This window comes from Microbacterium sp. NPDC006705 (assembly GCF_044903545.1).
GTDB classification, from domain to species: domain Bacteria; phylum Actinomycetota; class Actinomycetes; order Actinomycetales; family Microbacteriaceae; genus Microbacterium; species Microbacterium plantarum.
On record NZ_JBJDQQ010000002.1, the window covers coordinates 80,838 to 99,834 of the forward strand.

Annotated in this window: 19 protein-coding genes; 9 read left to right on the forward strand and 10 right to left on the reverse strand. The window is 65.0% G+C overall.

What is annotated here, in order from left to right:
- The first annotated feature begins 47 nt into the window (after positions 1–47).
- Both ACI2K6_RS10925 and ACI2K6_RS10930 read left to right on the forward strand, forming a co-directional pair.
- Positions 48–1,112, forward strand: coding sequence for a hypothetical protein (locus tag ACI2K6_RS10925; RefSeq protein ID WP_404568628.1), 1,065 nt, complete (start codon positions 48–50; stop codon positions 1,110–1,112).
- On the forward strand, positions 1,109–1,480 hold the full coding sequence (locus ACI2K6_RS10930) for a GntR family transcriptional regulator (RefSeq protein ID WP_404568629.1): 372 nt from the start codon (positions 1,109–1,111) through the stop codon (positions 1,478–1,480). The genes ACI2K6_RS10925 and ACI2K6_RS10930 overlap by 4 nt, the downstream gene beginning before the upstream one ends.
- A gap of 51 nt (positions 1,481–1,531) precedes the next feature.
- Here the strand turns inward: ACI2K6_RS10930 and abc-f are convergent, their stop codons facing one another.
- The 3 genes from abc-f to ACI2K6_RS10945 form a co-directional block, all read right to left on the reverse strand.
- Entirely contained in the window at positions 1,532–3,175 is a 1,644-nt protein-coding gene (gene abc-f, locus ACI2K6_RS10935) for a ribosomal protection-like ABC-F family protein (protein WP_404568630.1), read from the reverse strand.
- Between the two features lie 89 nt (positions 3,176–3,264).
- The gene (locus ACI2K6_RS10940; RefSeq protein ID WP_404568631.1) at positions 3,265–3,492 is read right to left on the reverse strand and encodes an RNA-binding S4 domain-containing protein; all 228 of its coding nucleotides are present in this window, start codon (positions 3,490–3,492) and stop codon (positions 3,265–3,267) included.
- Between the two features lie 184 nt (positions 3,493–3,676).
- Complete coding sequence (locus ACI2K6_RS10945) at positions 3,677–4,168, reverse strand: RNA polymerase sigma factor (RefSeq protein WP_404568632.1); 492 nt, start codon at positions 4,166–4,168, stop codon at positions 3,677–3,679.
- Between the two features lie 124 nt (positions 4,169–4,292).
- On the opposite strand from ACI2K6_RS10945, the gene ACI2K6_RS10950 reads away from it, so the two are divergent.
- From ACI2K6_RS10950 to ACI2K6_RS10965, 4 genes are all read left to right on the forward strand, one after another.
- The gene (locus ACI2K6_RS10950; RefSeq protein ID WP_404568633.1) at positions 4,293–4,964 is read left to right on the forward strand and encodes a hypothetical protein; all 672 of its coding nucleotides are present in this window, start codon (positions 4,293–4,295) and stop codon (positions 4,962–4,964) included.
- An 80-nt stretch (positions 4,965–5,044) separates the two neighbouring features.
- Complete coding sequence (locus tag ACI2K6_RS10955) at positions 5,045–5,491, forward strand: HTH domain-containing protein (protein ID WP_404568634.1); 447 nt, start codon at positions 5,045–5,047, stop codon at positions 5,489–5,491.
- 178 nt (positions 5,492–5,669) lie between these two features.
- Positions 5,670–6,836, forward strand: a complete 1,167-nt coding sequence (locus ACI2K6_RS10960; protein ID WP_404568635.1) for a DUF697 domain-containing protein — start codon at positions 5,670–5,672, stop codon at positions 6,834–6,836.
- A gap of 87 nt (positions 6,837–6,923) precedes the next feature.
- Entirely contained in the window at positions 6,924–7,322 is a 399-nt protein-coding gene (locus ACI2K6_RS10965) for a DUF6992 family protein (protein WP_404568636.1), read from the forward strand.
- A 111-nt stretch (positions 7,323–7,433) separates the two neighbouring features.
- Here ACI2K6_RS10965 and ACI2K6_RS10970 read toward each other — a convergent pair whose 3' ends face one another.
- The 3 genes from ACI2K6_RS10970 to ACI2K6_RS10980 form a co-directional block, all read right to left on the reverse strand.
- Positions 7,434–7,652 carry a hypothetical protein gene (locus ACI2K6_RS10970; RefSeq protein ID WP_404568637.1) on the reverse strand — a complete coding sequence of 73 codons (219 nt, stop codon included), beginning with the start codon at positions 7,650–7,652 and terminating at the stop codon, positions 7,434–7,436.
- A gap of 563 nt (positions 7,653–8,215) precedes the next feature.
- Positions 8,216–8,815, reverse strand: a complete 600-nt coding sequence (locus tag ACI2K6_RS10975) for a hypothetical protein (RefSeq protein WP_404568638.1) — start codon at positions 8,813–8,815, stop codon at positions 8,216–8,218.
- A gap of 288 nt (positions 8,816–9,103) precedes the next feature.
- Complete coding sequence (locus ACI2K6_RS10980) at positions 9,104–10,012, reverse strand: lysostaphin resistance A-like protein (protein WP_404568639.1); 909 nt, start codon at positions 10,010–10,012, stop codon at positions 9,104–9,106.
- A 139-nt stretch (positions 10,013–10,151) separates the two neighbouring features.
- On the opposite strand from ACI2K6_RS10980, the gene ACI2K6_RS10985 reads away from it, so the two are divergent.
- Both ACI2K6_RS10985 and ACI2K6_RS10990 read left to right on the forward strand, forming a co-directional pair.
- The gene (locus ACI2K6_RS10985) at positions 10,152–11,363 is read left to right on the forward strand and encodes a sensor histidine kinase (RefSeq protein ID WP_404568640.1); all 1,212 of its coding nucleotides are present in this window, start codon (positions 10,152–10,154) and stop codon (positions 11,361–11,363) included.
- The gene (locus ACI2K6_RS10990; RefSeq protein WP_404568641.1) at positions 11,360–11,986 is read left to right on the forward strand and encodes a response regulator; all 627 of its coding nucleotides are present in this window, start codon (positions 11,360–11,362) and stop codon (positions 11,984–11,986) included. Before ACI2K6_RS10985 ends, ACI2K6_RS10990 begins: the two co-directional genes overlap by 4 nt.
- 77 nt (positions 11,987–12,063) lie before the next feature.
- Here ACI2K6_RS10990 and ACI2K6_RS10995 read toward each other — a convergent pair whose 3' ends face one another.
- On the reverse strand, positions 12,064–12,375 hold the full coding sequence (locus tag ACI2K6_RS10995; RefSeq protein WP_256977326.1) for a hypothetical protein: 312 nt from the start codon (positions 12,373–12,375) through the stop codon (positions 12,064–12,066).
- A gap of 80 nt (positions 12,376–12,455) precedes the next feature.
- On the reverse strand, positions 12,456–12,653 hold the full coding sequence (locus ACI2K6_RS11000; protein ID WP_404568863.1) for a hypothetical protein: 198 nt from the start codon (positions 12,651–12,653) through the stop codon (positions 12,456–12,458).
- Positions 12,654–12,681: 28 nt separating this feature from the next.
- Between ACI2K6_RS11000 and ACI2K6_RS11005 the strand changes: the two genes are divergently transcribed.
- A complete protein-coding gene (locus ACI2K6_RS11005) occupies positions 12,682–13,650 on the forward strand; it encodes a GIY-YIG nuclease family protein (protein ID WP_404568642.1) in 969 nt (322 codons plus the stop codon).
- A gap of 81 nt (positions 13,651–13,731) precedes the next feature.
- Here the strand turns inward: ACI2K6_RS11005 and ACI2K6_RS11010 are convergent, their stop codons facing one another.
- Positions 13,732–16,890 (reverse strand): DEAD/DEAH box helicase family protein, encoded by a 3,159-nt coding sequence (locus ACI2K6_RS11010; protein ID WP_404568643.1) that lies wholly within the window; start codon positions 16,888–16,890, stop codon positions 13,732–13,734.
- Positions 16,890–18,995 (reverse strand): site-specific DNA-methyltransferase, encoded by a 2,106-nt coding sequence (locus ACI2K6_RS11015; protein WP_218823002.1) that lies wholly within the window; start codon positions 18,993–18,995, stop codon positions 16,890–16,892. The genes ACI2K6_RS11010 and ACI2K6_RS11015 overlap by 1 nt, the downstream gene beginning before the upstream one ends.
- Positions 18,996–18,997 lie beyond the last annotated feature (2 nt).

Genomic DNA, 18,997 nt, shown 5'->3' on the forward strand with positions numbered 1-18,997 from the left:
TGATACATTTTGTTCCACATCTGAGGCACAAGCGAAAGGCGACGTGCATGCTCACCCATTCCCTCGCAACCTTCGGCCCGCTCGACCTCACCGGCGCGATCGCGTCGTGGCCGCCGATGTCTTTCGTCCTCGGGCTCGTCGCCGCCGCCACCGTCGTGGCGATCCGAGCGAACACAGGTCACGCCGCCGAGCGCGGTGCGGGGTTCACCGGAGAACGTCGAACGTCCCTCCGCCGGCGATACGCCGGTGAGCACGTGTCGCTGAGCATCGCGGGGGTCGCTGTGGCCCTCGGTTTCCTGTTCGAGTTCCTCTTCCGCGGATACGTCTGGGACGGATCCGGGACGTCGTGGTGGCGCGTCGCCGCACCCCTGGCGGTCGCCTTCGCCGGCGTCGCCGTGGCCCTCGCCTTCATCCTCACGCGCGGGTCGGGCGCAGCCGAGCATCCCGTGTCGCCGCCGGTGCGCCGATCGTGGCTGTCGTTCAGCTCTCCCGTCGCGCTCACCGCTCTCGCGGTGACGAGCCTCGCGCTCCTCGCAACGACGGTCGCAGCGGGAATCGCGTCGTCGCCGAACGGTGAGGGCGACTGGCTCTGGCTCGTCATCCCCATCCCGAACGCTGCGGATGTCGACCCGCTCCGCGTCTCGTTCTACGGATGGGTCTACGGCGTGCCGGCTCTCGTGGGCCTCGGGCTGCTGCTGCTCGTGGTGTGGCGCGCGCTCGACCGGAATGCGGTGCGTTCGTTCCTTCGACCCGAGACCGTCGCGATCGAACGCGCGGCCCGACGCCGCACCGCGGGCGGGATCGTATGGCTGGCGACCGGGGCATGCCTGCTCGCTCTGGCGGCAGCGTGGCGTCTCGTCGGCAACGCGGGCTCGGTGACGACACTCACGATCGACGATGCGAGCGGCGGAACGTCGTACGACGTCGCTTGGCGCTACGCGGAGCTCGCCGCCATCGCCGGCGGAGCCGCACCGATCGTCGAGATCGTGGCGCTCTGTATGCTCCTCGTCGTCGGAGGGTCGCTCGTGCCCCGCGCCGATCACGCCTCGGCCGTCGCTCCGGCTTCGCCCGCGCCCCGGTCATCGGGCACGGATGTCGGGTACGCCCGATGACCATCACCCGGGCACTGTCCGCCACCGACGAGAGCACTCCGTCAAGGGAGATCTACCTGCAGCTGCGCGGGCTCATCGTGTCGGGCATGCTCGCGGCGAACGAGCGCCTGCCCACCGTCCGTCAGACCGCCGCCGACCTCGGCGTCGCACCCGGCACCGTCGCGAAGGCCTACAAGCTGCTCGAGCAGGAAGGGCTCGTCGTCAGCCGCACCGCCGCCGGAACCCGCGTCGCCGAATCGGCCGCGGTGCTCCCCCACAGCGTGCTCAAGCGCATCCGCGAGCTGACCGACGAGGCGCTCCGCGCGGGCACAGGGCTCGACGATGTCGTCAGCGTCTTGCGGGCGCAGTGGAGCGCTCAGACGGAGTAGCCGGCAACGGTCTGACTGCGGCGCACCGTCACGCCGCGGGCGCGGGCGGTCTCAGGCCTCGGTGACGCGGCCACCCTCGACGTGCCAGCGGCGGTTGGTGCTCACGGCATCCAGCATCCGCCGGTCGTGGGTGACGAGCAGCAGCGTGCCGTCGTACGACTCGATCGCCTGTTCGAGCTGCTCGATCGCGGGCAGGTCGAGGTGGTTGGTCGGCTCGTCGAGCACCAGGACGTTCACGCCCCGCGCCTGCAGCAGGGCGAGACCGGCGCGCGTGCGCTCCCCCGGCGACAGCTCATCGACCGGGCGCAGCACGTGATCGGCCTTGAGACCGAACTTCGCGAGCAGCGTCCGGACCTCCCCCGACGCCATCTCGGGCACGAGAGCCTCGAACGCGTCGGCCAGTGGACGTGAGCCCACGAGCAGCGAGCGGGCCTGGTCGATCTCGCCGATTCTCACGCTCGACCCGAGTCCGGCCGATCCCTCGTCGGGAGCCTGCCGACCGAGGATCGTGCGCAGCAGCGTCGACTTGCCCGCACCGTTCGGCCCGGTGATGCCGATACGGTCGCCGGCGTTGACCTGCAGCGAGACCGGTCCGAGCGTGAACGCCCCCTGCCGGACGACCGCGCCGTTGAGCGTCGAGACGACGGAACTCGACCGCGGCGCAGCACCGATCGTGAATTCGAGCTGCCACTCCTTGCGGGGCTCCTCGACCTCTTCGAGCCGGGCGATGCGGCTCTCCATCTGGCGCACCTTCTGCGCCTGCTTCTCGCTCGACTCCGTCGCGGCCTTGCGGCGGATCTTGTCGTTGTCGGGATTCTTCTTCATCGCGTTACGGACGCCCTGGCTCGACCACTCGCGCTGCACACGGGCCCGAGCGACGAGGTCGGCCTTCTTGCCCGCGAACTCGTCGTACTTCTCGCGCGCATGACGCCGCACAGTCGCCCGCTCTTCGAGGTAGGCGTCGTAGCCGCCGCCGTAGATGCGATGGGAGTTCTGCGCGAGGTCGAGCTCGAGCACGCGGGTGACGCTGCGCGCGAGGAACTCACGGTCGTGGCTGACCAGCACGACTCCCCCGCGCAGGCCGCGCACGAACGCTTCGAGTCGCTCGAGCCCGTCGAGGTCGAGGTCGTTCGTCGGCTCGTCGAGCAGCACGATGTCGAAGCGCGAGAGCAGCAGCGCGGCGAGTCCGACGCGCGCTGCCTGACCGCCCGAAAGAGATGTCATGTGGGTGCCGTCGGCGTCGAGCTCGAGCCCGAGGTCGGCGAGCACGATCGGCAGGCGCTCGTCGAGGTCGGCGGCGCCGCTCGCGAGCCAGCGTTCCAGGGCCGTGGCGTACCGGTCGTCGGCGCCGGGGACCGAGGGATCGCCGAGGTCGGATGCCGCGGCATCCATCTCCGCCGTCGCTTCCGCGCACCCGGTGCGGCGGGCGATGTACGCGGCGACGGTCTCGCCCTCGACGCGCTCGTGCTCCTGCGGCAGCCAGCCGACGAACGCGTCGGCTGGAGCGAGACTCACGGTTCCCGCCTGAGGGGCATCGCGCCCGGCGAGGATGCGGAGAAGCGTCGACTTGCCGGCACCGTTGGCCCCGACGACACCGACGACGTCACCCGGGCTGACGGTGAGATCGACGCCCTCGAAGAGTGTGCGGTGGCCGTATCCGCCGGCGAGGCCCTGAGCGACGAGAGTTGCGGTCACCGGACGATTCTTCCACCTGGTGGGGTGGGCGCCGGGTCGGTGCCTGTGTCGGCCTTGTGCCTAACGGGACGTGAACCCGTGATCCACGGTCAGGGCTGCACGCGGACGGAGCGCCCGTCATAGGTGACGACGTCACCCGTCTGCAGCTGTCGCCCGCGTCGGCGGTCGACCTCGCCGTTGACCGTCACGTAGCCATCGATGATGGCTTCCTTCACGTCGCCACCCGAGTCGAGCAGGCCCGCGAATTTCATGAACTGGCCGAGGCGGATGCCGTCGCTCCCGATCGAGACGTCGGTGATCGGGGTGGAATCCGGCATGAGGAAAGGCTACTCGAGCGCTCCCCCCTGGCCGGCGCGGGGCGGGTCGGCGTCGGATTCGCGCTTAGGAGAGATCATCCCCGAATGGCCGCTCCTTTCCTCCGCCGGACACGCCAGCGTCTCCTTTGACGCGGCTCGGGGGCGCCACGGGACTGTGCACTCCGGCGCCGGTTCGACTACATGACTAGAGGACGGCCGTCCCGGGCGCCCCGAGTTCTGCACGTAGCGCCGCACGAGCACGCGCTAGACGTTGCCAGTACGAGACCGTTGTGCAGCCGAGGAACTGCGCGGCCTCAGCGGCGGGCAAACCGCACCAGTAGGTGAGCTTCAATACAAGCGCATCTGCTGGCCGCAGCCGCGCTATCGCGGCCTTCAGCTCCACGTCCGCTATGTCATCGATCTCGTGTTGCGCTACAACGAGTTGCGCTGCGACCAAACGTTGCGTTCGCTCCCTGACACGCGCTCGTCGTTGGTACTCATTACCGATGAGATTTCGAGCCGTCTTCAGGAGCCATCCCCTGGTGATCGCAGTGCCGGTGGAGTACTTCTCCCATGCGATGGTGAAAGTTTCCGCCGTCAGATCCTGCGCTAAGTCCACGTCGTCGACGCGCAGACGGATGTAGTGTTCGACGACTCGAGAGTGGGCCTCGTAAAGAGCAGCGAACGCCTGTGGCATGTGACCTCCCTGCACCCCTATGAGCAGTTTGCCGAAGACGCCAAACCTGACACTTGACTTCTTGTCTCCTCGGAAGTTACGGCTCGGCGGGCCGCGTCGAGCACACGCTGTCAGGAACCTCCGGGTGACCAAACAGTACAAAGCGATCGGCTGCATTCTGAGCCGGCGTCGACGATTCATCCATGTGGAGGGAAAGATCATGAGCACGGCAACGCAAGAGCCGACTGCACCGGGATCTAGGGCGAATAACGCTAGATCGATGGCATCTCAGCGCGGGGCCCGCAGCAGGCGTCCGATCGGTGTGATCCTGGTCATGCTGATCGGATTCTTCTCGCTCGGCACAACGGCATCCGCTGCGAACGCGAGCGAACGCTTCGGCGCAGCGGAGTATCTCCTGGAAGTGGACGGGAGAGCTTACACGCTCCGAGAGGGTGAAACAGCGACCTTCACCTTGCAGCGAGTCGCCTCACCCTCGGTGCCGGGCCAGATGACGCCCGACGCGGTGTACCCGGGCGACGCGGGCACGCTGACGGTGACCGGTTCGGGTGGCAGCTTTCACTACAGCATCTCTATGTCGATTCCGGCGACGTCTTTCACCGGTTCGTTCAGTGTCACCGACGTGAGTCATGGCCTTTCGGGCGGCACGACTATCGTGTCTGGGTTCTCCGGTTCGGTGCCGACTAGCCGTCTGCGCGGTCATCGGTATTCCGGAGCGCTGACCGGTACGGCATTCCTCGTGGGAGTGCCGGTTGCCACCGTTGTCCCGAACTACACGCTCTACACATACACGGGATAAAATCCGAAACACCGGTGGCGGGATGAGCCTGCCTCCTCCCGCCACCGTCGCTCTGCCCATGCCGATCGAAGGAGTTGACCGTGGCCGCTCAAATGTTCAATACCGCCGAGGAACTCAGCCGTGCCGTCGCTGACGGGCGCATTTCCAAGACGACTCTCGAGGCCATCACCCAGACGCCGACCGCGACGCTTCAAGCTTTCCTCACCGGCTCTGAAAAGGACACCTACGGTGTCAGGACGGATCTTCAGCCGCTCTCCGCAGACGAGACGACCCGGTTGTCGGTCCTCGCGTCGCAGATCCTTCAGGGCTTCGACATCGGCGACGACGAGCGTCTGCGGGCGATCCTCGAAGGACTGACGACGCAGTTCCATCTCACTCTCGAGAACATCGCTCTGCTCGCGCAGCTCGACTCCGCGGACCTCGCCGTGGCGCTTCGCGACCCGAGCTCGCTACCCGCCGAACGGAAGTACGCGCTGGCCTTGAGGCTCTCATACCTCACCAACGCGATCGAGCGCGCGCGTCCATAACGAGCTCGGCAGCCGGGCGCTTCGCGATCCTCGATCTGCGCGCGAACGACGCACTCGGTTGCCTCGCAGAGTTCAAGACTCATCACGTCCGAGCGAGTACGAGAGGTCTGACACCGCCGGTTTCGACGTCGAAATCGGATCGGCGCTTCAGAGGAGCAGGACGAGGGATGATCGACCTGTGACTGACAAGCGTGACAAGGAGACGCCGAAAGCCTCGGCGGCCGATGAGCGGGCGTTTATCGAGGCGAACTCCGAGGCAAAGTCGCGGTACGGGCGCTTCAACCTCGCCGTCATCGGCGGCACCGGAGTCGGCAAGTCGTCGCTCGTCAACGCGGTGTTCGGTCGCGACCTCGCGAAGGTCGGGAAAGGCCTGCCCGTCACGCGGGGCGTGAAGTACTACAGCGATACGTCCCTCGGCATCTGGGACATCGAAGGGTTCGAGATCGGATCCGCCACTCCCCCGGCAGACATCCTGCGAGCGCACCTCCGCACCATCTCCGAGCGCCCGGCCATCGAGCAGGTCTCCGTCGTCTGGTACTGCGTGCTCTCGCAGCTGCCGCGGCTCACGCAGCCCGACATCGACATGATCCGCGAGCTGGATGCCGCGGGGCTTCCGGTCATTCTCGTGCTCACGAAGGTCGACTGGTCGAAGAACCCGATCACCGGAAAACGCAGCGCTCCGGACGACGTGACCGAGTTCCAGGAGTGGCTCGAAGACCCCGTCGACGGCGAGGGGCAGCCGATCCACATCCCGATCCAGCGGGTCGTCCTCACCTCGACCGCCGGCAAGCACGGGAAGGGCAAGGGGCACGGCCTCGGTGAGCTCGTGGCGGAGACCCTGACCCTCTCGCCGGACAACGAGAAGGACGCCTTTCGCATCGCGCAGAGACTCAAACTTCCGTGGAAGAGGGAACTCGCCCGCCCCGTCATCACCGGCGCCGCAGGAGCCGCAGCGGGAGCCGCGGCGGTTCCCGTTCCGGTTGCCGACGCCGTGGTTCTCGCGCCGATCCAGCTCGCGATGATGGGCCGGATCGCCGCGATCTACGACCTCGAGCTCACGACGATGATGTCAGCGGGAGCCCTCGCCCAGCTCGGCGTCCAGATCAGCGGACAGGCGCTGGCGCGGAGCTTCCTCAAGCTCATCCCGGGCGCCGGGAGCGTCATCAACGCCGGAGTCGCCTTCGCCCTGACTGCCGCGACTGGCGAGGCCTGGCTGCGTCTGTGCGAGAACGTGCACACCGGCAAGATCGACGTCTCGAAGGTCACCGACTCGTGGGGCGACTACGCCCCCGGGTTGCTCGAGGTCGTACGCAAGATGGCGGGGCGGCGCGTGCTGAAACGCTGACGCTCTGATGGTACGGCGAGTCTAGGTCGCCGGCGGGTGGGACGACAGGGGTGGGATGCCGTGGCCTCGCCACACCATGATGGGTGCGTGAGCTCCGCGCGCATCGTGACCAGCACCGTCGTCCATCGGCTGACACGGTGGGGCACGGCATCCGTCCTGGTCGGCGGGGTGCTCGCGCTCCCGCGACGCACGCGCGGGTTCGGGGTGCAGACCCTGATGTGGGGCGCGATCGACCTCATGCTCGCGGCGGTCACCCGAGGGAGGGATCGAGTCCCGCGGGCGCGGATCCTGCGCCGCATACTGCTCGTCAACGCCGCGCTCGATATCGGCTACGTCGCCGCAGGCGCCCTTCTCGCCGTTCGGACGCCGACGCTCGGAGGCCGCCTGCGGCCGGCCGACGCGCGCGGTCACGGCCTGGCCATCGTGCTGCAGGGAGCGGCGCTGTTCGTCCTTGATCTGATCGCCGCCCGGAGCCTCCGCCGCTGACGCGTGGTCAGGTGATCCCGTCCCGCCGGCGCCGCCGGGAACCGGCGCCCGTCGGACTCAGCAGGATCTAGCCAACCGGCGAGGCGGGCGCGCCCAACTCGGCACGGAGATTCAGCGTTGTGCTCCGGCGCCGCGGGCGTTCCCGCGCGACTGGAGGGACACGACGATGCCGACCGCCAGCACCACCGCCGCGACCGGCGACAGCGCCCAGTGCCATCCGATGGGATACCCTTCCGGCCCGGGCGTGCGGACGATCCTGGTCGGGTCCGTGTCGAGGGCGGCAATGGCCCACGGAAAGCCGCCGAAGATCAGCAGCGAGACCAGGCTCACGTAGGGGGGCGTCCGCGCCGGCGTCGCGGCGGCTGCCAAGCACATACGCCACGGCAGCGACCATCCCGACGGCGCCGGTCGCGATCGTCAGCCACGCCGGAACGCCGAGCACGTGGCCCTCGATCACCGACCCCCACACGGAGTGCCCCTCGTCGGTGGGCCACACGCGACCACCGTTGAATGCGACGCGGGCGATCAATGGAACGAGGAACTGCGCGGCGCCGAATATCGCGCAGAGGGTGAAAACGAGGCGCAGGCGACCGGCCCGCCGCGGGAGACGCGTGCGATTCCGAGTGATCGGCGACAGCTCGGTGAACCCCGCGTGACGCCGCTCGCCCATCATCGCCGGTCACTCCCTGTCAGCCCGAGCAGTGTTTCGAGTCCGTCTCCGTTGATGATCAGAATCCACCAAGCGCGCGTGCCCTGCCTTGCCCGACATCGACTCGGGGTCAGCGGCGACGAGAACCTTCGCTTTCCTGACCATGCTGCCCTTCGGCACAAACCTGCGCTGGCGGACCCGATCCAGCAGCGGCTCTACCGTGGTAGTCGCGCATGCGAGTGACTCACTGCTGAATGCGCTGACGCATGTCCTCGTAGGAACCGCTGTCCAGTACCTCCCCGGTTGCATCGTCCACAAAGTCCACGACCACGTCGACGTCGTCGGCACCGACGCCACTGAATTGCTGGAACAGTGCGCCCTGGATGTAGAAACCCAGGGCGAGAAGGCTCTCGAGCGCGCCGTACCGTTCGGCATCCACGTGGACCTTGAACGATGTCATCGCCTCATCGATCTCAACCGCTGTGACCGAATTCGTCTCATCCGCAACCAAACCGTCCGCGGCTGTCTGCGCGGACGCACGCATCTGCGCAAGCATGTCCGCCTGCTGCGCTCGCGTCATCGTGTAAACCACGGCGTCGCCGTCGATCACTGCCGAGATGCCCTCCTGCTCGGCGGCGTCGACGATCTGCTCGTCCGCGAGCACGCCCTCCTGATCGATCAGGGTGCGCGGGAGACGGATGTCGACCGTCGCGATAGCCTCTTCTACCTCGATCGCCGGAGTCGTCGAGGACGCGTCAGGGCGCGTCTCGCCACCCGCCGAACACGCGCCGAGGGACAGAACGGCAACGGCAATCAGCGCTGCGATAGCAGGACGAGTTTTCATGGGACCCCCAGATGTCGATGTCGAGCGGATCGACTCAGTTGAGCTTAAACGCCCGGCGCTTCGGTACCCCGTCGGCCTTCGATGGGCGTACGCAGCGCGGTCCGGTCTGCGCCATTATCTCGACGTCACACCAGACCATCGACTTACTCGATCAGTTGCCCGCGCCTGTGGCGTTGTCATGTGGTCGAGCGAACGCGCCCAGGTGTTCCAAACATTCGTCTCGCCAGATGAAAATCAACGCCCCAGTGCGTCCCTAGGGACGTTACCGGCTATCGAGCACCTCGCCAGTCACGCGAATACCCTTCCGCCTCGAAGTGCGGGGATTGTCAACGCGACCCCGATAACCGCCTGCACTCCCCCGATCGCGAGCCACGAGCTGACGGCATCCACTTCCGGCATCGCCGCCACGGCGATGTAGTTGCCGACGTGGAAGCCTCCGTGCACGCCGACGGCGGCCCACAGCGACCCGGTCCACAGCAGCAGTCCGACGGCGAGCAGGGAGAAGCCGAGCGGAAGCGCGAGGTACAGCACGTGCTCCGCGACCGATTGCTGTCCGCCCTGGGACACCAGGTGGATGGCGGTGAAGACGAGCGTGGTGACCGTGATCGCCAAGACGGGGCGGTCACGCAGCCGCCAGAGCAGCCATCCACGGAACAGCAGTTCCTCGGGCAGTGACTGCTGCACGAAGGCGAGCCCGAGGTAATAGATGATCAGTAGCGCGCTTACGAGCACGACATCCTGTTCTCCGCCGGGAAGTTCGTCGTTTCGGACGGGGCCGATCGCCGGAAGCGCTGCATAGACGATGACCACGGTGAGCGCGGAGACTCCGATGCCGAGCGCAAGCCACAGGCCCGAACTGCGTCGCCAGCTCCAGCCCGTGGCTCGCAGGGGTGCGCGCTCGACCGTGGTCATCCAGATGCGCAGCACGAGTAGGACGAATCCGAGCACCGATAGTTGCACGACTGCGGCGAGCGCGAACCCCCACGGGGACGAACCGCCGAAGACCTCCGCCGCCCCCGGAATCAGAACCACAACGGCGGGAATCACCCCCGCCAGGAGGTTTGCCGCCATCAGGATCGTGACCGCGACGACTGCTCTCACGATGATGCCGACCGGGCCAACACCGAGTCGGGGCTGGCCCGGTGAATGAACGAAGTCGCCCGAAGGTGCGGCGCTGGATGCCGGTGAGGAGGTCATGTCGCAAAGCTAGAAGCCGGCCCTTGGCTGAGCATCGTCCTCGGGTCAGTCCCGCTCATTCCGGCGGTCACTGCTCGCCGGGTGGAAGTCGTGACTCGGGTCACCACCACGACCCGCGTCGCCTGCATACGCTGAAGCCATGGCGCGCATTCCGACTCTCCGTACCGGTCTGCTCGACATCGCCATGAGCTTGGGGCTGGCCGGTCCGGTTCTGATGGTGCTCTACTCCTACGACATCCGCCCTCTCTGGCTCACCGCGACGGTTACGGTTCTGACGGCTGTCGCCATTGCCGTCTGGGTGCTGTGGCGCAGATCGCGCCAGCGTTCGCGTGTTGCGGCCGCCCTGTTCGCCGTCATCGCCGTCGTCGTGATGTCGTTCGGCAACGGCGCCCTCTACTACGGCATCATCTGGGCGGCTCTGCTGATGCTCGGCGTCACGTTCTCCGCGACGAGAGCGCTGTGGGGCTATGCGACCACGCTCGTCGTCATCGTCCTGTCCCTGCATCTCGCCAGCGGAAGTCCGGCAGAGTTCATGCTCGCGGAGGCCATCGGCACGGCAGTTCTCGCGGGGATCGCTGCGGCGGTCGCGGTCGTGCTGCGAGACAGTCTGCGTGTGAACGACGATCTGCAGGATGCTCTCGCGCGGCTCGACGCGGCGCACGCCGAGCTGCAGCGACGGTACGCCGCCGATCGTGATCTGGTCCTCGCGCAGGAACGGGAGCGTACGGCCCGCGAACTGCACGATGACCTCGGCCATCGCCTCACGGCGGTCGGGCTCTCACTGGACTACGCGAGCCGCGTCGCCGATCCGGCTGCAGCGCGCGACGAGGTCGTCCACGCCCGAGCCGTCGTCGGCGAGAGCCTGGAAGCGATGCGGCGACTCGTCCGTGCGATGCATCCGATCGACCTCGGCGAGCTCGGCGACCTCGACGCGTTCCGCACGCTGGCAGAGAGCTTCCGCGGCACGGGGCTCACCGTCATGGTCGAGATCGAGGGCGAGCGCTCTCTGGCACGCGAGCACGCACTGCTCCTCCTCCGCTTCGTTCAGGAAGGTCTGACGAACGTCATTCGACACGCGGATGCCGCAACCGCCAGCCTGCGCATTGAGGTTGGCCCCTCGTCGATCCAGGCGACGCTCGACGACGACGGCAGTGCGTCCCAGGGTGGGACACCGCCGGCAGGAGGCTTCGGCCTGCGCTCGCTGCGTGCTCGGGCCGAAGAGCTTGGTGGCTCGCTGGCGGTTGAGGGAGGGGCGTCGGGTTTCCGACTCTCGATGCTGCTGCCCATTGAGGCGAGTGGCGAGACCGCGGGCGCCTCGGAGGCCGTGATCGTGCCGGCGGGCGTCGCGTGAGCGTCGTCCGTGTGCTGATCGTGGACGATCAAGAGCTTCTTCGACGCGGCCTGCGAATGATCCTCGAGACCGACAGCGGCATCAAGGTGGTCGGAGAAGCGGCGGACGGTTCGCGAGCGCTTGCGCTCATCCCGACCGTCCGCCCCGACATCGTGCTCGCGGATGCGCGCATGCCGGTCCTGGATGGATTGGGGCTCGTGCGAGAGTGCGCGGTGCATCATCCGGGTCTGCCCGTGCTGGCCCTTACGACGTTCAACGACGCGGAACTCGTTCGGTCGCTGCTCGAAGCGGGCGCCGCGGGGTTCCTTCTGAAGGATGTCTCACCCGACCGGCTGCTCGACTCGATCAGGCATGTCGTCGACGGTGGCCTGGTCATCGATCCGCGCGTCGCACGCGTCGCGCTCAGCCGTGACAGCAGTGCCGCTCCCCCGCTCTCACCCGTGCTGACGCAGACGGAGCAGGCCGTCGCGGACCTGCTCGCGCTCGGGCTACCGAACGCGGAGATCGCGGCTCGCCTGCACCTGGCTCACGGCACCGTGAAGAACGCGGTCTCGGCGCTGCTGAGGAAGTTTGCGCACACCGATAGGACGTCGCTGGCGTTGGAGTTGGCGCGCGGGCGGTGAGCGCAATCAGGGCTCCGCTCGGGAACCGCACGCGGGCGCTCACACTCGGATGCCCGGTATCCGAGTGTGGCCTAGGTTCACAGTAGAGCCGCGGCGCCGCGGCCGATGGTGCGCTCGGCGACGAGCCCGGTGCGAGAAAGCGCGCGGATCGCGCCCGCGCGGAGGTCGACCGCGCTGAAGCGTCCGCCGGTCGAAGTGGACCGCTCATCCGCGTCGATGACCGCTTGCGCCGCGAGCAGCTCGAGGTCGACGGCCTGCAGATCTGCGGCCTCGACGGGGCCGGCCGCGCGCGGGAGGACCAGGCGCGGATGGATCGTTGCGATCTCGTCGCGGACCGTCGTCTCCCACGAGGTCTCGTCGAGATCGGTCGGCTTGTTCGGACGCGTCACCGGCCAGGCGCGTCTATCGATCTGGTTCAGAGTGTCGATGATCGGTGCCGAACCGCCGTACGCCGCCGACCACTCCGCGATCAGCCGCGTACGATCTGCGCTGACCGCCGGAAGAGAGGCCGAACCGCGCCGGCGAGTTGGGCGATCTCTCCCGCGTCGTCGAGTGTGTATCCGTGGCGCGCGAGCGCTCCGATCCACGCCGGGTCGGTGCTGGCGACGAGCTCGTCCTGCGCGTTGATGACGGTGTGCAGCTGTTGGCACCCGTGCGCATCGATCAAGGCGACCGCAATGCGCTAGACATATCTAGTGAGCGAATCATTCTCCGCCGCGCCATCCGGAGGCGCGCTAGCCCCATCGAAGCTCGAAGAGGGCGCCTCTGCTGCAGTACCGAATGTGGACGACGTTGAGTCAAGCCGACCATCCGCTGACATACCCGTGGTGTCCGAAGGGCAAAACATCGATGATGACGAGACCGCTAACGATGCTCCTCTCGCCCCGCTCGAGGAGATCCGGCAGCTTCTCTACGAAGACCAGTCACGACTTGGCGACGTGTACCGCCTGTACATCGATGGGGGACTCAGCCCGCAAGAAGTCGCTGACCGACTGAACATTGAGACGCCCAACTTCGTTTACAGCTACCGCGCTTACATCGAAGCAATCCTCAACGGAAAAGTCTCGACTGGGGTGCAGCTCCGACGCCAGACCGCCAGCGCCCTCAGATCGTTGATCAAACGGAACAAGACCGCACTCAGCGTTGAAGCTCTGAACATACTAAACACGCATCTTGCGCTGGCCGAGCAAGCAGTAACGTCCGATGACGCCGCAGATGAATCGCTATCCGAAGCGGAACAGGACGAGGAAACTCGTGCGGTAACTGGCGCGCTCGAAGGAAAGATTGGCATCTACGCCTTTTCATACGGCTGGTATCTCGAGAACCCGGTCGACGCGAAAGCGAACACGCTTATAAAGATCGGAAAGTCCGAGAACGTCGGTGTGCGCATCCGCCAGCATCGTCTCGGCGCACGAGCGCACATTCCTGAGCCTCTGGTTGTCGTACGGGTGTATGGCGTCGGAGACCGCGACCTCGACCAGACGGAGCGGGACTTCCATCGACTCCTGAGCACGGCGGGTCACGACAATCCTCGGAGAGTGGTGGCGCAACGGAGTGAGGTAGGCAAAGAATGGTTCCTCACCAACGAGGCTTTCCTCGATGCCATCGCCAGTGCGCTCGGCCTGCGGACCGAGTACATCGGGCGCTCCGAGTTCGTTGAGTGACTGCACAACTGAGATCGGCCACGGACCGCGTCCAAGCACTACTTCAACGGGCTGGCCGACCACAGCTTGATACCGCTGAAACTATGCCCCCACGAGTTGCAGCAGTTGGTCGTAGCTCGTCACGCCGTGATACTTGATGCCCGGAGTCCCAGCGACCTGATCTAGCTTCTCGAAGAGCTTGTTCGCACAGTCGATCTTCGCCTTCTCGACGCCGCGCAGCTCCAACGACGACAGCGAGTGCTTAGTTTCGGCGACGAAGTAGACGTGCTTGACAGACCCTTCCTGAAAGGCGATCGCCCAGTCGGGGTTGTAATAGTCGATAGGTGTGGGGATCTTGAAGCCTCGTGGAAGCTTGGTAAAGACCGCCACTTCTTCACTGATATCGAGCGCGGCGCCAAATTCGCGCTCGACCTGGGAATCGTCAAGGACATACTCGTAGACGTTCCGATTCGGCGTGTGGATCGCTTTCGAAAGGTCCTGAGCTGTCTGATTCTCCGTGAAGATGGACGCGTCATAGCGGTCTTCAAGGATGTCGTACTCGATGTGTTCGACCATCGTCGCTGCGGCTTGTTCACGGATGAGCCGCGCCGCTTCCGTGATGAACTGCTCTGGGTTCTGCTTGAACTTCGCGAACGTGTCAGGTCGGATGCCTCGGAGGATGGTCGCAACGGTGAGGCGGGTCAGGTTGGTCTTCTCCGCTATCTCGCCGACCAGGTCGTATGGGACTGTCGAGCTGGCGCTCAGAGTCGACTCCGACGACTTAGTTCGGGTTGTCTTGAAGCTCTCCCCAGACTCTAGGTCCTCTGCCTGGATGATGTCTCGCTGGATACCCTCGGTCACCACGTACTGGAGCCGAGCAACTTCAAGCGACGTGTCGAGAACTCGGGTGCAGTTGTCGATGAGCTCCTGCGAGTCGAACTCAACCTGGTAGACGACCCGGCGATTGATGCGCGCCCAGAGCTCTTGAAACTCCTTCTTGTGGAAGTTCGCCTTGTTCATCGGCACGACCTTCGCCTTGCGCCCGTCGTCGACCTTCGGCGCCTGGACGTGGAGCGAGTCGATCAGCTCGGCGACCTGGTAGAAGTAGGGCTGCAGCTCATGTGGCATGGACGGAATCTCGGGGAGGTCGCCGCGTCCGAGCCACTTGTCAGTGAGTTGCTGGTCGTAATCGATGAAGTCGTGCTTGATGAGCCAGTGCTGGAGCTGCTTCGCCTCGTCGAGCGTGAGCTTGTGCTCAGCTCCAGCGATCACGTCACGCAGGACAGCCCCGACGAAGAACTCGGGCGTAGCCTTCCGCGGCCGCGCGGTGAGCAGGCCAAGCGTCTCCGTCTGGAACCCTCGAACGAAGTCAGCGTAGGACTCCTCAGTGACGACAGTGAGCACGTTGATGTCGTGGACCGTTACGGGGTTGTCCGCCCGGTCGCCGTTATGGTCGACGGCGAGGCGAAGACCGCGACCGACCTCCTGGCGACGAGAATCGCCTGCGGTCGCCTTCTTGAGGAACCCGAGCGTGAACACATTCGGGTTGTCCCAGCCCTCTCGCAGTGCCGAGTGGCTGAAGATGAACCGCAGTGGGTAGTCGCTGTCGAGGAGCTTCTCCTTGTCACGCAGGATTGCGTCGTACGCCTCGGCGTCCTTGGAAAGGCCCTTGCCCTTTTCGTCGGACGCGTCGGACGCATCGCTATTGATCCAGTGCCCGGTCTTCTTGTCGACGGAGAAATAGCCGTTGTGGATATCACGAACCGCGTCGCGCTCGAGGAATGCCCGATACGCCTCACCTGATTCGTCGAGGTCGAGTTCGCTGAGCCGCTCGATCTTGAGCGCCTCGTACTCCTGCTCGAAGACGCGGGCGTACTCGCCGAGCCGATCGGGCTGGTCGTAATCGCGGTACTTCAGCACCTCGTCGATGAAGAAGAGCGATAGCACCTTGATGCCGTGCCCGAAGAGCTGCCGCTCCTTGTCGAGGTGCGCCCGGATGACTTCCCGAATCTGGAGACGTCGTTTCTGCTCGTCGGTCACATCGTTCGTGACCTGTCCACCGTGGAGCACTTGCCCATCCATGAGCGTCACGGTGTTCGCGATCGCGTCGATGTCGTCGATGACGAGACCGTTGTACGCTTCGATGCCGCCTGAGATGTCATGGAGCCGATCGCGCTTCTTGACTTTGATGGTCTTTAGGGTGATGCTCCCGTTCTTCGGCTGGTGTTGGATCTCGATGCGTGCTTTGGGAAAGTCAGGTCCCTTCCCGAGTTCGATACCGTCGACGTAGAGGTATGCACTGCTGCCGGCGAGGCCCTTCACGCTGATGCCGCGTGCGGCGATCTTCTTGACGAGTTTCTTGTTGTACGCATCGAGCGCATCCAGTCGGTGGACCTTGTTGTGTGGAATGGCATGCGTCGCCGAGTAGCGCAAGGCGAAGAGGGCGTTGAACCGCCCGAGCGCCTTCAGCGTCTCGCTGGGCTTCGATGGGTTGCTACCGAGGCGCTGCGGCTCGTCGATGATGAGGATCGGGCGGTTCGCGGCGATCACGTCGATGGGGCGACGGGACTTGAAACCGTCGAGCTCCTTGAACATCTTCAGGCCCGACGCCTTACCAGTCTTGGCTGCATCTTGGTCGGCCTTCTTGGCGTCACGATTGAAGTTCTGCGCATTGATGATCATGACCTGGATGCCGGTGTCAGACGAGAATGTCTCAACGTCTTCGAGATGCTCCGAGTCATAGACGAACGCTCTGGCCTGAGTCTCGTACTCCGCGAGGAAGTGGTCGGCCGTGATCTCGAAGGACTTCTTCACGCCCTCGCGGATCGCAATGCTGGGAACGACGACGACGAACTTTGACCAGCCGAATTGCCGGTGGAGTTCCATGATCGTCTTGATGTAGACGTAGGTCTTTCCAGTGCCGGTCTCCATCTCGACGTCCAGGTTCAGCGCCGCCGCTGGGCTGGAAATCAGCTCCCCCGACAGCGGAAGTCCGCTCGTGCGTCGCTGGACGGCCTGGACATTGTCGAGGAGCTGGCTTGGGTTCAGCAGAACGGCGCTGTTGCCATAACCCGTCTGTGCGGCGGCCTCATCGACGCCGTGCGCCAACTCGGGCTGGCCACGTCGACCAGCCGTCCGACCGGGGTCGATCTTGTAGGTGATGTTGTCGGCGAACGGCTGCCTATGCACAGCACGGAAGCAGTCCACCACCGCGTCGACGGCGGCGGTTTGATAGTCCTGGACCTTGAAGTGCAGCTTCATCAGATCACCTTCACCGTGGTGTCGGGAGAGAGCTGCTCGAAGACCTGGTGTGCGTTGATCGCGGCCGCGTCCGAGGCGAAGCCCGCGTCTTTGAACACGACCTTCTGCGTGGTGTTGGCGGCAGCGCGCAGTGCGAGCTCATGGATCAACGCCTCGTCGAGCTGATCGTCAAAACAGGCAAGAAGTGCCCCGTCTTCGACGTCGTACACCTGATGCCCCGCGACCGTCTCGAGACTGATCGGGGCCGCGAGGTCGAGCCCCCATGCGAGGAGCACCTCAAACAAGACATCCAGGCCGCCGCGGTCGCCCTTGACGCTCTCGACGAGGTCGAGCAATGTGTCTTGATTGACGGTATCCGGAGTCGTGGTGATATCGGCGAAATTGCTCGTGTCGACGGTGAACGTGCGGAAGCCGACGTCGCCGTTCCAACCGGACGAGTTGTGGCTAGCAAGAATCTGCTCACCGGCCTTCTGGATGCGGATCTTGGTCAGCTCGGCGATGGTCAGGGGCTTCTCGAGCTGGTTGAGGAGCTTGATCGCGTTCTGGATGGTCGTCTTCGCCGAGCCGGTCGCCGACTTTAGGTTGTCCTCGAGCAACTCGGGCAGTTGCACCAGGATCACCGGGCAGTTGAGCCCCGAGCGGGCGCAGAGATCGAACACAGCCTCGGCAGTCGTGCCGGACCCCGCGAAGAAGTCCATGACGATGCCATCCTTGCCGCCCAGGACGTACTCGAACAGTCGTGACAAGACCTCGTGGTCCTTGGGGTTGTTGAACACTTTCGCGCCCATGAGGTCACGCAGGTGGCGGACAGACACCTGCGATTGCTTGTAGAAGTAGGAGCCACGTACCTGGGTCGCAAGTTCCGCGTCCTGTGCTCTCGTGTCGGCCTCGTCATCGCCATCAGCGACCGCCTCATAGTCGAGCGGCTTCAGGTGAGCCTTACGGAACGGCGGCTCGGACTCGTCATCTCGGAATACAACGACACCAAGATCGATCATCTGTTGCATCTTCTCTGGGTCGCTATAGATCCAGCCGCGTTCCGGAATCCTGCACGCCTTCTTCGTGACCGGATGAAGAATCTCGTACCTTGGCCCATTTCCACCAGGCCACGAGATGTCCTGATCACGCCACGGACCGTTGGCATCGACGCGCTTATATCGTGCCCACTTCTTCGATGGATCGGAAGTCGGAAGGGCACGGAACCACGCCGAAAGATCAGTCTCGATCGCGGCATCGTTGTTGCCGTGCTTTTCACGCAAGCGCAAGTACTCATCCCAGATCTCACGTGCTCCGGGCTTCTCCTCGCGCCAAGCGGTCTTGCGCTCACGAAGCGTCGACTGGGACTTCGCATAAGCCATGACGTACTCATGCCCGACTGAGAAGAATTTCGCATCGTTCTTGCGTCCCTTCTCCCAGACGAGCTGCGCGATGAAATTCTGCTCTCCGAAGACTTCGTCCATGAGACGGCGAAGGGATGCCTGCTCGGCGTCGTCGATGCTCACGAGGATCACCCCGTCTTGGGCGAGGAAGCGCTTGGCGAGTCGAAGCCGGGGGTAGATCATGCTCAGCCAGTCGGAATGGAACCGCCCGTTCGCCTCGGTGTTCGACACGAGTTTCTCGCCGGCCTCGTTCACCTGGTGCGACTTCCAGAGGAACTCTTGTGTCGAGGACGAAAAATCATCCCGGTAGACGAGGTCGCCGCCCGTGTTGTAAGGCGGGTCGATGTAGATCAGACGGACCTTGCCAAGGTAGGACTCCTGGAGCAGCTTCATCGCTTCGAGATTGTCGCCTTCGATGAAGAGGTTCTTCGTGGTGTCGAAGTCAATGGAGTCGCCTATGTTGGGTCGCAGCGTCTTGGTGATGGGGGCATTGGAAGCGAACTCAGCGGCGAGCTTGCCCGGCCAGTCGATCTGATAGACCTCCTTGCCCTCGATGACGTAATCGCTGAGTTCCTGCCGGAGCGCCTCAAAGTCGACCTGATGGATGAGCTTGCCGTCGTCATCAAGCCCCTCAGTGACGACTTGCGGGAATAGCGCGGCCAGTGCCTCGACGTTCCTGCGCGTCACGTCGACTGATTGCAGCTCCAGCTTGTCCAGCTTTGTCATCT